Annotated in this window: 12 protein-coding genes; 4 read left to right on the forward strand and 8 right to left on the reverse strand. The window is 64.7% G+C overall.

Features of this window, described 5'->3' with window-relative positions; genetic code table 11:
- Positions 1-259: 259 nt before the first annotated feature.
- Entirely contained in the window at positions 260-1018 is a 759-nt protein-coding gene (locus WA237_RS09410) for a DUF1013 domain-containing protein (RefSeq protein WP_336097499.1), read from the reverse strand.
- Between the two features lie 127 nt (positions 1019-1145).
- Here WA237_RS09410 and WA237_RS09415 point away from each other — a divergent pair, with 127 nt between their 5' ends.
- On the forward strand, positions 1146-1799 hold the full coding sequence (locus WA237_RS09415) for a ribonuclease T2 (protein WP_336097500.1): 654 nt from the start codon (positions 1146-1148) through the stop codon (positions 1797-1799).
- 48 nt (positions 1800-1847) lie between these two features.
- On the opposite strand, the gene WA237_RS09420 is transcribed toward WA237_RS09415, so the two are convergent.
- The 5 genes from WA237_RS09420 to WA237_RS09440 form a co-directional block, all read right to left on the reverse strand.
- Positions 1848-2237 carry a carboxymuconolactone decarboxylase family protein gene (locus WA237_RS09420; RefSeq protein WP_009814421.1) on the reverse strand — a complete coding sequence of 130 codons (390 nt, stop codon included), beginning with the start codon at positions 2235-2237 and terminating at the stop codon, positions 1848-1850.
- 42 nt (positions 2238-2279) lie between these two features.
- Positions 2280-3731 (reverse strand): aldehyde dehydrogenase family protein, encoded by a 1452-nt coding sequence (locus WA237_RS09425; protein WP_336097501.1) that lies wholly within the window; start codon positions 3729-3731, stop codon positions 2280-2282.
- Positions 3732-3928: 197 nt separating this feature from the next.
- Positions 3929-4966, reverse strand: a complete 1038-nt coding sequence (locus WA237_RS09430) for a diguanylate cyclase domain-containing protein (RefSeq protein WP_336097502.1) — start codon at positions 4964-4966, stop codon at positions 3929-3931.
- Positions 4963-5562, reverse strand: a complete 600-nt coding sequence (locus WA237_RS09435; protein WP_009814418.1) for a heme NO-binding domain-containing protein — start codon at positions 5560-5562, stop codon at positions 4963-4965. The genes WA237_RS09430 and WA237_RS09435 overlap by 4 nt, the downstream gene beginning before the upstream one ends.
- A 76-nt stretch (positions 5563-5638) precedes the next feature.
- On the reverse strand, positions 5639-7411 hold the full coding sequence (locus tag WA237_RS09440; RefSeq protein ID WP_336097503.1) for a DUF4153 domain-containing protein: 1773 nt from the start codon (positions 7409-7411) through the stop codon (positions 5639-5641).
- Positions 7412-7676: 265 nt separating this feature from the next.
- On the opposite strand from WA237_RS09440, the gene dctP reads away from it, so the two are divergent.
- Genes dctP through WA237_RS09455 form a run of 3 tightly spaced genes read left to right on the forward strand, consistent with a single transcriptional unit; the run spans position 7677 to position 10463 of the window.
- On the forward strand, positions 7677-8672 hold the full coding sequence (dctP, locus tag WA237_RS09445) for a TRAP transporter substrate-binding protein DctP (RefSeq protein ID WP_009814416.1): 996 nt from the start codon (positions 7677-7679) through the stop codon (positions 8670-8672).
- A 1-nt stretch (position 8673) separates the two neighbouring features.
- Complete coding sequence (locus WA237_RS09450) at positions 8674-9168, forward strand: TRAP transporter small permease (protein WP_156783375.1); 495 nt, start codon at positions 8674-8676, stop codon at positions 9166-9168.
- On the forward strand, positions 9168-10463 hold the full coding sequence (locus WA237_RS09455; protein ID WP_336097504.1) for a TRAP transporter large permease: 1296 nt from the start codon (positions 9168-9170) through the stop codon (positions 10461-10463). The genes WA237_RS09450 and WA237_RS09455 overlap by 1 nt, the downstream gene beginning before the upstream one ends.
- A 59-nt stretch (positions 10464-10522) precedes the next feature.
- Here the strand turns inward: WA237_RS09455 and WA237_RS09460 are convergent, their stop codons facing one another.
- Together WA237_RS09460 and WA237_RS09465 are read right to left on the reverse strand one after the other, a co-directional pair.
- A complete protein-coding gene (locus tag WA237_RS09460) occupies positions 10523-10912 on the reverse strand; it encodes a GFA family protein (protein ID WP_336097505.1) in 390 nt (129 codons plus the stop codon).
- Positions 10912-12474, reverse strand: coding sequence for a trimethylamine methyltransferase family protein (locus tag WA237_RS09465; RefSeq protein ID WP_216015050.1), 1563 nt, complete (start codon positions 12472-12474; stop codon positions 10912-10914). Before WA237_RS09465 ends, WA237_RS09460 begins: the two co-directional genes overlap by 1 nt.
- Between the last annotated feature and the right edge of the window lie 71 nt (positions 12475-12545).

Raw genomic sequence — 12545 nt, forward strand, 5'->3', positions numbered from 1 at the left:
GTCGCTACTTAAACTCATGCCCAGAAGGGCCGGCCAGAGGCGCGCGCGTTGGCGTCTGACGGCGCATATAAGGCGTTTTCAGATTCGCGCAACAGGTTTTCTACCCCTTGGGTAAATTTCTCCCGCTCGTCGCGGCGTGAAGGCCGCACCGTCGCTTTACTGTCGCAGTGCCGACGCGATACCGACAGGGCATCCGGCACGAAAAACCCCGGCCCGCACATGCGGCGCCGGGGCTTTATTTCCTAAGGGATGACGCGGCTTAGCGGTCGTCCTCCTCCTCATCATCGCTGCTGTCCGGCAGGTTGAAGAAACTGTCCGCATCCGGCACATGATCGCGGCTCTTGTCGTCCTCGTCATCATGGCTTTCGCTGAGCGTGAAGGTCTCAAGCCCTTCAATTGCCGTGGGCATTTTGGGCTCGAGATCCATCGACAGGCTCTGCTCGGTCGACAGCAGCTTGCGACGCTCGTCATCGCTCATCGTCTCGCCGTCCTTGGCCTTTTTGGCGGCGGCTTTCTGCACGGCCGCGTCCAGCTCGGACTGTTTACACAGGCCCAGAGCCACCGGGTCGATCGGCTGCATATTCGCGATGTTCCAATGGGTGCGCTCGCGGATCGTCTGGATCGTCGGCTTGGTCGTGCCCACCAGCTTGGCGATTTGCGCATCGGCCAGCTCGGGGTGGAACTTCACCAGCCACAGGATCGCGTTGGGCCGGTCCTGCCGCTTGGAGAGGGGCGTATAGCGCGGGCCGCGCCGCTTTTCCTCACCGACAGCCGCCGGGTTGTGCTTGAGCTTGAGCTTGTGCAGCGGGTTCTTTTCCGCCTCGTCGATCTCGTCCTGGGTCAGCTGGCTGTTGGCGACCGGGTCGAACCCTTTGACGCCCTGCGCCACATCGCCATCGGCGATGCCCTGAATTTCCAGCTCGTGCATGCCAACGAAATCGGCAATCTGCTTAAAGCTGATCGTGGTGTTGTCCACCAGCCAGACGGCTGTGGCCTTTGCCATGAGCGGTTTTGCCATCTCTCGCATCTCCTAAACAAATCTCTCCCGTCGCCTGGAAAGGCTGTCCCGGGATTGGGACGGTTTCCGTTGTCGGGGAACTTGGCGCGTATATAGTCGCAGGCAAGACGAAATGAAAGCGGAAATCATGCGCACCCTTCTGATCTGGCTTTTCTCCGCCACCTTGGTCCTCCCTCTGGCCGCCCCTCTGGCCGCCGCCGAGGGCGACCGCCCCGGCGCCTTTGATTACTACGTTCTGGCGCTGAGCTGGTCGCCGACATGGTGCGCGCTCGAAGGCGATGCGCGGCGCTCCGAGCAATGCGAGGACAGCGCCGACACCGGCTGGGTGCTGCATGGTCTGTGGCCGCAATATCATCGCGGCTGGCCGAGCTATTGCCAAAGCGCCGAACGCCCGCCATCCCGCGCCCTGACCCGCGACATGGCGGACATCATGGGCAATCCCGGTCTCGCCTGGTATCAATGGAAGAAACACGGGCGCTGCTCGGGCCTCTCGGCCCCGGCCTATTTCGCCCTGTCACGCGAGGCCTATGACAGCGTCACCCGCCCCGAGGTGTTTCGCAAGCTCAAGGACCCGGTGCGCCTGCCCGCCCATGTGGTCGAAGAGGCGTTTCTCAAGGCAAATCCGTCACTTGAGCGCGACATGATCACCATCACCTGCCGCGCGGGCCGCATCCAGGAGGCCCGCATCTGCCTGTCGAAATCGCTCGATCCGGTGCCTTGCGGGCGCGACGTGATCCGCGACTGCAGCTTGCAAGACGCGCTCTTCGATCCGATCCGGTGACGGCTTTCTTGCAAAGAAAGCCGCCCGAAATCCCTTCAGGATTTCGCCCTAGATCTCGCCCGCCTCTTCCAGAACCTTGCGCGCCACCCGGAAACATTCGAGCCCCTGCGGCACCCCGCAATAGATCGCGATCACATGCACGATGGCGCGGATCTCGTCGCGGCTCACCCCGTTGTTGAGCGCCCCGCGGCAATGCGTTTCCCATTCATGCAGCTTGCCCAGCGCACCCAGCATGGCCAGGTTCATCATACTGCGCGTCTTCGGCTCGATCACCTCATCGCCCCAGCCAAAGCCCCAGCACCACGCGGTCATCGCCTCTTGGAACGGCCGGGTGAACCCATCCGCCGCCGCCAGGTTCTTTTCGACATATTCCGCGCCAAGCGTGCCCTTGCGCTGCTCCAACCCCTTGAGGAAAAGATCCTCGTCAAAAACGCTCATAACCTCATCCTTTGTTGCCCTGTTGTTGCCCTGTCCGGCCCGTCACCTGACGCGGATCGCCACGTTCTTGGTCTGGACGTAATTCCACAGCGCCTCGCGGCCCTTCTCCCGTCCATAGCCCGATTTGCCATAGCCGCCAAAGGGTGTTTCGACCCCGCCGGCGAACCATTCATTGACGAAAACCTGACCGGCGCGGATCTTCTGCGCGGCCCGCGTCGCCCGGTCGAGATCGCGGGTGAACACCCCGCCGACCAGCCCATAGGGCGTGCCGTTGGCAATGGCGATGGCCTCGGCCTCGTCGCGAAAGCTCAGCACCGAAAGCACGGGACCAAACACCTCTTCCTGCGCGATACTCATCTCCGGGGTCACCCCGCCGAGAACCGTCGGCTCGAGAAACGCGCCGGGGATGTTCATCTTGCGCCCGCCCGCGGCCAGCGTCGCCCCTTGGCCCTCGGCCGCGGCCACCATATCGGCGGCGCGATCCCGCTGCGCCTCGCTCACCATGGCGCCCATCGTCGGGCCCATCTCGCCGCGCTCGATCCCCGGCCCGACCGAGAGCGATCTCGCCACGTTCACCGCCCGCTCGATCAACTCGTCGCGGCGGCTTTCATGGACGATCACCCGGCTCATGGCGCTACAGACCTGGCCCGCGTTGAAATAAATCCCCCAGCGGATGTCATTCTCAAACGCCTCGAGATCGGCATCCTCATAGACAATCGCCCCGGATTTACCGCCAAGCTCGAGCACACAGGGCACCACATTCTGTGCCGCCGCCGTGGCGATGGCGATGCCGGTGCGCACCGATCCGGTGAAGACGATCTGGCGCACGCCGGGATGCGACGACAGCGCCGCCCCCGCCTCATGCCCCCAGCCACAGAGGATATTGACCGCCCCCTTGGGCAGGCCCACCGCCTCGGCCGCATGGGCGAAATAGGCATTGCTGAGGGGTGTCAGCTCGGGCGTCTTGATCACCGCCGTATTGCCGGTGGCCAGCGCCGCCGACAACGACCGCGCCGTCATCTCGAGAGGGTAGTTCCACGGGATGATCTGCGCCGACACGCCAAAGGGCTCGTAATGGGTGAAATCGAAATAATTCGCGCCCAGCGGGATCGACCGGCCTTCGACCGTCTCGGCCTGATTGCCGTAATATTCGAAATAGCGCGCCGCACCTTCCACCTCGATCCGCGCCTCCCAGAGCGGCTTGCCCTGTTCCAGCGACAGGATCGGCGCGATCTCCTCCACCCGGTCCAGCAGATAGCGCCCCATGGCCTGCACCATGCGCCCCCGCTCCACCGGCCGCAGCGCGGTGAGCACGCCCGAGAGATGCACCCGTTCCGCCGCCGTCACCGCGCGGTCCACATCACCGGCATCGGCCAGCGCCTGTTCGGCGAGCACCGCGCCAGAGCCGGGGTTGATCACCTCAACCCGCCCCGCGCCGCCATCGACCCATGCGCCGTCGATGTAATTCTGCCAATAGGATTTAATCTCGCTCATGCGGCGCCCTCTCTGTCACAGCCCCCGGCGCAGCCCTCTGCGCGGCGGCTTGCCTGTCCTTACCGGGGCCAGACCTGCCTGCATTCGCGCGTCTGGGCTTTTACCATGGCGACAGAGCTTGCACATTTGCGACTCACCTCCATTTTCTCCGGTCTATCCGCCCGGTGGCCCAGATAATCCCCGGCCAAATCCGCGAGTTACGAGCTCCGCCGCGCCTCGCGATCCTGCCGCATGGACGGTTCGAAATTGCGAAAACAGCCGCGCCCCGCGCTCTTCGCCGCGTAGAGCGCGATATCGGCATCCTCCATGATCCGCGCCTCCGCCGCTTGCGGGTGTGGATAGCGGCACGACAGCGCCCCGCCCGCGCTGGCCGAAATCTGGCAGGGCTGTCCGTCATAGTCGATCGGGGCCTCGAGCCGGGCGATCACCCGCTCGGCAATATCGCGCACTCGCGCCGCATCGGTCACCCCGCTGAGGATGAGAACGAACTCATCGCCGCCCACCCGCAGCAGCACATCCTCCTTGCGGGTCTCGGCCCGCATCGCCCTTGCTGCCAGCTGCAGCACATGGTCGCCCGCCGCATGGCCGAACTGATCATTCACCTCCTTGAAATAGTCGAGATCGAGCTGCACCAGCGCGAAATCCGTCTCCGACGCCATCAGCTGTGTCAGCACCGGGTCGAGCGCGCGGCGATTCTTGAGACCCGTGAGCGTGTCGGTAAAGGCCTGTTCCTCCGCCGCCGCCTTGGCCCCTTGCAGCCGCAGGTTCAGCAATCGCGACGCCTCCATCGCCGCCGTCTTGGCCTCGATGAGATAGAGCATCTCGACCGTCAGATCCGTCGCCGCGAAATCCCGCGCCGTGAGGTTGAGTTGCCGGATCGCCTCGGTCACCGCGATGCCAAAGGACATGTTGACGAGCGCCCCGCCCGATGGGCCGAGCGTGCCGCCCTCCGGCAAGGGGGTCAGCACCGCCTTGAGCGGCAGCCGCGGCGCGCCCCGTGTCATGAGATGCAAGCCCCGCCCGGCCAGTGCCCGCAGATCGTCCATCGTGGCGCTGCGCGCCGGGCGGCGCAGCTCGAAAAGCTCGAGAAACCGCGCGCCGGTCATTTCCTCCTTGGGGCAGAGCCGCGCCAGCGTCGGCCCGGCATGGGCGATATGGCCCGTGGCATCGAGCAGCGCATGCATCGGGCAGAGCTGATCGAGCAGCCCGGCGAGCCCCTCCGCCGCCCCGCTCATGTCCCCTGCCCCGCGGCAAGATCGAACATTTTCCCGCTGCTATACGCCTCGCTCAACAGTTGGATTTGCAAAATCTCCACATCCTTGCCGCCGCCCGCGTGATCAAGCACCACCAGAGCGCCGTAATCATCCGCCATCGCCCGCAGCACCCCGACGAGCACATGCCCAAACCCCGGCCCCGCCGCCGTCGGCACATCACAGCGCAGCTGATAGATATTGCCGCCATGGGCGCTGAGCTCGAGATTGGGAATGTCGAGATCCGGCACGGCGAGCCGCGCCCGCCCGGGCAATTCATCAAGCGATTGCAGGAACTCGACAAAATCGACCCCGCCAAAGCGCAGCAACCGCCGCAACGGGTCGAGCTTTGGGTGCGACACGAGATAGGTCCCGATATCTTCGAGGATGGTGTCCCGCGTCCGGTCGAGCACCTGCTCGGCCCCCGCCAGCACATCACAGGTCAGCGCCGGCTCATAGCTGAGCATCGCCTCGAACTCGGAAAACCCAAGCCCCGCCCGCGCCACGATCAACGCCCAGACATCGCGCCCGTATGTATCGCGAATGAACCGTTCTATCGCGCGATTGATCAGCCCGTGCATCGCCGCCTCCTGAACGTCTGCCCCTTATCTCACCGGGGCAGACTGCCAGAGCGGTCTTAACGGGTGGCAAACAGGTTCAATTGTAAGGATAAAACTCCTGATCGCCGATCCGAAGCGCCTTGCGGCTGACCGGTGCGATCTCAAACTCGCCGTTCAGCACCCGCTGGATATCCTCTTCCTCCAGCGTCGCGGTGCTGCCGATGACAGAGACCCGATGGCTGCCTTCGTCGGGAAAAATCCGCAGCCCGAGCACCTGCACGGAGTTATAACCCGAGCGCCACAGTAAGATCCCCTCGATCTCCTCCACATTCGGATCAAAATCCGCCACGACAAGGACACAGCCCGGCTGGCCATCGCTGAACTTGCGCGCACAGCCCTCCCGCAAACTCATGCGTTCATAGATCGAAACCCGGTCGAGACTGCCCTCGGGCAGCCGCACCCCGACCGGGCGCAGCGGCACGATCTCATGCAGGCTGACCTGACTGGCCTCCTCAGACTCCTGCCTGAATTCATACTCGAATTGCGTCGCTTCCGCGCGCTCGATCATCGCCACGAGACGCGCGTGCTCCGGATGGGTCTCCAGCGCGCGCAGCTCGGCCAGCCCCGCCGTCCCGGCCCGGCCCCAGTCCTGCGCCATCTCCCACAGTGGCAGCTCCTCCACCGCCCCCCCGGCCCGCGCCCGGTCGAGCTGGCTCGCGACGCTCATCCGCTCGGGGTTGAGGAGCGGCGTCAGCCACAGCGCCGAGACCAGAACCACCAGCCCCGCCAGCGCGAGGTTCGCCTGCCGCAGCCGCCCCATCCAGTCGCGCCCCAAAAGCGCCAGCACGGCATAGCTCGCCCCATACCCCAGCACCACCAGCGCCGCCACCAGCGCCGCGATCCGGTCCGGGGTCAGCCCGTATTGCCCGATCCGCACCGCCACCGCATAGACCGCCAGCACCGCGGGCACCGCGATCACCCCGCTCAACACCCGCGCCGCCAGCCGCATCACCGGGCTTTGCACCTCGCCCGCCGTCCCGCCATGCACCGCCGCACTGACCAGCACCACACCGGCGAGGCTCACCCCCGCCAGCGTCACCGCCGGCGACAGCCCGCCCAACAGCCCCGACAGCCCGCGAAACGGCAGCGCCAGGATGAAAATCACCACCACCCCGAGAACCAGCGGCGTCAACAGCCGCAACAGCTGCACAAAGAGATCGGCCGAGATATAGTCGCGCAGCTCGTAGAACACCGACAGGCCAAGCCCGAGCGCCACGCCGCTGATCAACCACGGCATCGGATCGAGATCGATCAGATCGTCGATGATGGTGATCCCCACGAGGCCGAGGAACGTGTCCGACAGGTACAAAAGCCCCCAGACCAGCCCGGTGAAAAGCCCCCCCGCCACATAGCGCAGAACGCTTTCCCAACTGGTGTCGAACAACAGCTGATAATGCCGCCAGCCGCCCCGCTCGCGCAACAGCGCCGCAATGAACGGCGCCGCGATCACCGCCAGCGTGGCCACCGCGACCAGTGGCTTACCGCTGTCGAGAAACTCCGACACATGATCGAAGCGCAGGCTCGCCCAGAGCATGAGCGCGGCACAAACCGCCGCCAGCGCCCCGGCCCCGGCCATCGCGCGGCCCGGCCGCACCGGGCCGAGCATCATCATCAGCGCCGCGAAAAACACCACCACCGCCACCCCGAGCCCGAGCACCAGCCGGTCATAGGCGAGATGATCCGTCAACAGATCGAACACCGCCCAATGGGCGAGCCCCGCCACCGCGCCGACGGCAATCAAGAGCCAACGGGTGCCGAGCACAGAGGCGGCGGGATCGGGCCGGGAATCAGGGGTAAAATCGACGGGCATAGACTGTCCTCACCTGCTGGAACGGCCCCACCTTGCCCGCCCCACCCCCGGTGTCAATGTTTCCGCACCGCCTCCGGCTTGATCGCACGCGCCGGATTTTACAGCGAAACGCCGCTTTTGGATCAGATGCCCCCCCGCGCATCCGCCATGGCTATGCGCGACGCCGGGAATCGCGATTGACAAGACTAGACAGTCATGTCCACCTGCCCGGATTAATCTTCGTTTCCGGTTCAGAGGGGACCGGAACCACCTTGGAGGGGACATTATGTTTCTCAAAAATCTTCTGGCTGCCGGCGCGGCAGCCGCGCTCTTGGCAGGGGCACCGGCCTGGGCCGAGACCCAGCTCAAACTGGCGACCGATTCCGGCGCCAAAGGCTCGCCCTCGGGCGATGCGCTCGACCGTTGGGCGGCGCTGATCGAAGAAGGCACCGGCGGCGAAGTGCAGGTCGATGTGTTCTACCAGAACGAGCTTGGCAGCCAGGCCGAAGTGCTCGACCTGCTGGTCGCGGGCGATCTCGACATGATGATCAACTGGCCGATCACCGCCTATGACAACCGTCTCGGCGTGCTCTTCACCCCCTATATGGTGCGCAGCTGGGACGAGGCGTTCGACGCCTATAAACCCGGCGGCTGGGTCAACGAGATCCTGACCGGCGTCTTCGCCGATCTCGGCCTGCGCTTCTTTGGCCCCTGGCCCGAAGGCTTTAACGGCATCGCTTCGCGTGACAAATACGCGATGACCCCGGAAGAGGCCGCCGATCTCAAGATCCGCGTCCCCGCCATGTTCCCGATGGCGGAATCGGTGCAGGCGCTCGGCTATCAGACCGAAACCATCGACTGGTCCGAAGTCTTCACCGCGATCCAAACCGGCGTGGTTGATGGCGACGGCGCCAACATCATCTACTGGGATTACGAGTATTTCCGCGATGTGCTGGATTACTACAACCAGACCAAGATGCAGTTCATCACCGGCGTGATGACGATGAACGAAGGCTCCTGGGCCGGTCTCTCGGAAGAGCATCAGGCCGTCGTGGCCGAAGCCGCCAACACCGTGATGGAAGAGGCCTTTGCTCAGGCGCAGGAACGCGATCAGTTCTATATCAACAAGGCCAAAGAGGCCGGTATGGAATATATCGAACCGACGCCGGAACAGATCGACGAGATGGCCCGCAAGGTCCGCGCCGAAGTCTGGCCCATGATGGAAGAGCGTGTCGGCAAGGAGATCATGGATCTCGTGCGGGCCAACGCGGCCAAGCTCTGACATGACCGGCGCATTCGCCCGTATGGAAACGATCATCGCCAGCACGCTCAACGTGCTGGCGGTGGTTTCTTCGGCGGTGGTGGTGGGGCTCATGGCCTTTCTCGTCATCGCCCGCTACGTCCTGGAAATCTCTGTCGTCGGCCTGCACGAGCTGATCATGCTCGCGGCCGTCATGCTCTATATGGTGGGGGCCGTCATCGCCTCGCGCAAACGCGAACATCTGACGGTCGACTGGGTCGCGAGCCAGATCACCGACCCGCGCCGCAAGGCCTGGCATGATCTGCTGATCGCGGTGCTCACCGTGGTGATCACGCTCTTCTTCATCACCTGGGCCTATTACATGTTCACCTGGGGCATGAAACGCCCCCAGACCACCCCGGCCTTCCAGATCCCGCTCTGGGTGCCGCAGCTGGCCATCGGCCTCGCGGCGGTGGGGTGTTTTTGTTACGGGCTGCGCGACATTCTCGGCGCGCTCAAACGGCTGAGGCAGGGCTGATGGACGGATTATACGCACTCTACGCCCTGATGCTGCTCATCGCGCTGATGGGCATCGGCCTGCCGGTCGCCTGGTCCTTTGCCGGGGTTCTGGCCTATCTCACCTTCATCTATGACGTGAACCTCAACACGCTGATGTTGCAGGGTTTCCGCTCGCTCAACTCACTGGTGCTGGTGGCGCTGCCGCTGTTCATCCTGACCGGCTATCTGATGCAATCGGGCGGTATCGCCCAGCGCATCATCGCCTTCGTGTCGCGCATGGCCACCGGTCGCGGCGGCATGGGCACGGCGCTGGTGCTCTCGGCGGCGATCTTCGGCGCCATCGCCGGCACCGCCACGGCGGCCATCGCCTCGATCGGCCAGATCATGACCGATCCGCTGGTGGCGCGCGGCTATCCGCGCGGCCGGGTCGCGGCGCTCTTGGGCATCTCGTCGCTCTTGGGCATCCTGATCCCGCCCTCGATCACCATGATCCTCTTTGCGGTGGTCACAAGGCAATCGGTCGCCGCCTGCTTTGCCGCGACCATCGGCCCGGCGATCCTGCTGATCATCGGCCTCGTGCTCTACAACCGCTTTCTGGTGGGCCGCGCCTTTGACGAGATCGACCTGCCCGAGACCGGCAGCCGCGAAGGCTTTGGCCGGGTGACGCTCAAGGCACTGCCGGCGCTGTCGCTGCCGCTGATCATTCTCGGCGGCATCTATGGCGGCATCTTCACTCCGACCGAGGCCGCGGCCGTGGCAGCGGTGACGGCGCTACTGGTGGGCGGGCTCATCTACCGCGAGTTCACCTTCCGCAGCCTCGGGTCGAGCTTTGTGCAGGCCGCCGAGACCACCGGCACGATCATCCTGATCCTGCTCTTCTCGTTCATGATCTCGCGCATCCTCGCCTTCGAGCGGGTGCCGCAGGACCTGACCGAGGCGATCCAATCGGTGGTCACCTCGCCCATCGCGGCGCTCTTGATGGTCAATCTGGTGCTGATCGTGGCCGGCGCGCTGATGGATGACGTCTCGGTCACCGTGGTGATCGCGCCGCTCTTCCTGCCGCTGATGATCGCCAATCAGGTCGACCCGGTGCATTTCGCCGCCATCGTCGCCTGTTCGGTGGTGATCGGGGCCAACAGCCCGCCGGTGGCGCCGACGCTCTTCCTGTCGTGCAAGATCACCCGCGCGCCGATCATGCAGGCGGTGATGCCGGCGCTCGGGCTGATGGGCTTTGTGGCCTTCCCGGTGATGCTGATCACCACCTTCTGGCCGGACCTGTCGCTGGCCATTCCGCGGGCGCTCGACCTGCTCTGAACCGGCTCTGAAATCGGGCCCCTGCCCCCGCATTCGGGGGGCAGGGGCGCACCGTCGTCTTACTGTCGTGATACCGACGTGGTACCGACAGGGGGCAAATCATAGTAATCCCCCCGATCCTCGCCATGCCAATTGCTCTCGACCCGCAGCCCCGTCGGCCCATCGAGCGTGCCCGCCATGATCGAGACATGCCCGCCATGATCCGGCTTCCAGAAGAGGTTGCTGCCACAGGTCGGACAGAACCCCCGCTGCGCCTCTTCTGACGAACGACACCATTGCACTTGGCCCTTGATATCAAGGTCTTCGGGCGCCGCCGCCGTCGCCGCCACATGATGCCCAGAGGCCCGTCTGCATTGGCTGCAATGGCAATAGATCACCTCGCGCAGCGGCCCCGTGACGCGGTATCGCACCGCGCCACAGAGACAGCCGCCCGCCTGCGCGCGCGCCATCAGAAATCCGTCGGCGCACCGCCCTCGGCCTTGCGCCGGGCGACAAACGCTTCCAACTCCTCACGCACCGCCTCATCCATCGGCGGCGCTTCGAATTCGGCCAGAATATCCTTGTAAACTTGGTGCGCCCGCTGCGCCGTCCAGACCGACCCCGCGGCCTCCCAGGCCTCGAAATTGCGCCAGTCGCTCAGGAACGGCTGATAGAAGGCGGTGGTATAGCGGTCCTGCGTGTGCTGGATGCCAAAGAAATGGCCCTGATCGCCCACTTCGCGCACCGCTTCCGTGGCAATCTCATCGGGGCCGGTCGCGGTGATCATCGGATCCATATAGCGCTGAATTTGCTGCAGGATTTCGCAATCCATCACGAATTTCTCCGGGCTGGCGATCAGCCCGCCTTCGAGCCACCCGGCCGCGTGATAGATCATATGCGCCCCCGACTGCACCCCGGACCAGAGGCTGTTCGAGGTCTCCCAGACCGCCTGCCCATCCGGCACGTTGGCGGCACAGACCCCGCTCGCCCGCATCGGCAGCTTGTAGAACCGCGCCATCTGGCCGGTCATCTGCGTCGCGCGCATATATTCCGGCGTCCCAAAGGCCGGCGCGCCCGATTTCATATCCACATTCGAGGTGAACGTGCCAATCGCACAGCCGACCCCGGGCCGGATGAGCTGCGCCAGAACCACCGCGATCAGCCCCTCGGCCAGGCTCTGCGCCACCGCCCCCGCCATGGTCACCGGCGCCATCGCACCGGCCAGCGTGAAGGGCGTGACGACAAGGCCCTGATTGCGCCGCGCCAGCCGCATCCAGCCGTCGAGCATCGGATAGTCATGCTTGAGCGGCGAGGTCGAATTGATGTTGGAATACATCTTCGGGCTGGCTTCGAACTCTTCGTCGCTGTGGCCGCCCGCGATGCGCACCATCTCCATCACATCCTCGACCCGCTCGCGGCCGAGACAATAGGCATGGGCCACCTTGTCGGTCAGCGTGAGCTTGTCATAGAGCACGTCGAGATGGCGGATGCTGGCATGGATGTCCTGCGGCTCCACCGGATAGCCGCCGACGAAATGGATGCAGTTGAAATACTGGCTCAGCTTGAGGAAATTGGCGCACATCTCGCGCGTGCCAGTCACCTTGCGGCCAAGCTCCATGTCCCAATAGCTCGGCGGCGACGAGACATTGCCAAAGTTGAGATGCTTGCCGCCCAGCGTGATCGCCCGCGCCGGGTTGCGCGGGGTGATGGTGAATTCCTCAGGCGCGAGCGCGATCTGCTCCATGACGAAATCGCGGCCCATGCGGACGTTCTCACCGTTGATCGTACAGCCCCCAGAGGCGCGAAAGATCTCGAGCGCTTCGGGGTTCAGGATCTCGATGCCGATCTCTTCGAGAATGCGCATCGTGCCGTCGTGAATGGCGGCGATCCCTTCCTCGGTGAGCGGTTCGGTCGGCCGATCGGTGTTGATCGGCGGGTTCCATGGCATCTGCTCGATGGCCCCCGAGCCGCGCCGCTCGGCATTGCCCGCGCGCCCGCCACCCCGTTTTCTACGTGTCTTGACCTCGGCCATTCCTGTCACTCCCTGCTGGACTGAGGAATAGCAAACACCCAAATTCGGGGCATGGGTCGCAGTTTTGCGAC

Source organism: Roseovarius sp. CH_XMU1461, assembly GCF_037027165.1.
GTDB lineage: Bacteria > Pseudomonadota > Alphaproteobacteria > Rhodobacterales > Rhodobacteraceae > Roseovarius > Roseovarius nubinhibens.

Excerpts from the sequence above, each read along its gene's own strand:
- WA237_RS09460 (WP_336097505.1), bottom strand. The coding sequence starts at position 10,912 with ATGGCGCGCGCGCAGGCGGGCGGCTGTCTCTGTGGCGCGGTGCGATAC.
- WA237_RS09425 (WP_336097501.1), bottom strand. The coding sequence starts at position 3,731 with ATGAGCGAGATTAAATCCTATTGGCAGAATTACATCGACGGCGCATGG.
- WA237_RS09410 (WP_336097499.1), bottom strand. The coding sequence starts at position 1,018 with ATGGCAAAACCGCTCATGGCAAAGGCCACAGCCGTCTGGCTGGTGGAC.
- dctP (WP_009814416.1), top strand. The coding sequence starts at position 7,677 with ATGTTTCTCAAAAATCTTCTGGCTGCCGGCGCGGCAGCCGCGCTCTTG.
- WA237_RS09420 (WP_009814421.1), bottom strand. The coding sequence starts at position 2,237 with ATGAGCGTTTTTGACGAGGATCTTTTCCTCAAGGGGTTGGAGCAGCGC.
- WA237_RS09415 (WP_336097500.1), top strand. The coding sequence starts at position 1,146 with ATGCGCACCCTTCTGATCTGGCTTTTCTCCGCCACCTTGGTCCTCCCT.
- WA237_RS09450 (WP_156783375.1), top strand. The coding sequence starts at position 8,674 with ATGACCGGCGCATTCGCCCGTATGGAAACGATCATCGCCAGCACGCTC.
- WA237_RS09465 (WP_216015050.1), bottom strand. The coding sequence starts at position 12,474 with ATGGCCGAGGTCAAGACACGTAGAAAACGGGGTGGCGGGCGCGCGGGC.
- WA237_RS09430 (WP_336097502.1), bottom strand. The coding sequence starts at position 4,966 with ATGAGCGGGGCGGCGGAGGGGCTCGCCGGGCTGCTCGATCAGCTCTGC.
- WA237_RS09440 (WP_336097503.1), bottom strand. The coding sequence starts at position 7,411 with ATGCCCGTCGATTTTACCCCTGATTCCCGGCCCGATCCCGCCGCCTCT.
- WA237_RS09455 (WP_336097504.1), top strand. The coding sequence starts at position 9,168 with ATGGACGGATTATACGCACTCTACGCCCTGATGCTGCTCATCGCGCTG.
- WA237_RS09435 (WP_009814418.1), bottom strand. The coding sequence starts at position 5,562 with ATGCACGGGCTGATCAATCGCGCGATAGAACGGTTCATTCGCGATACA.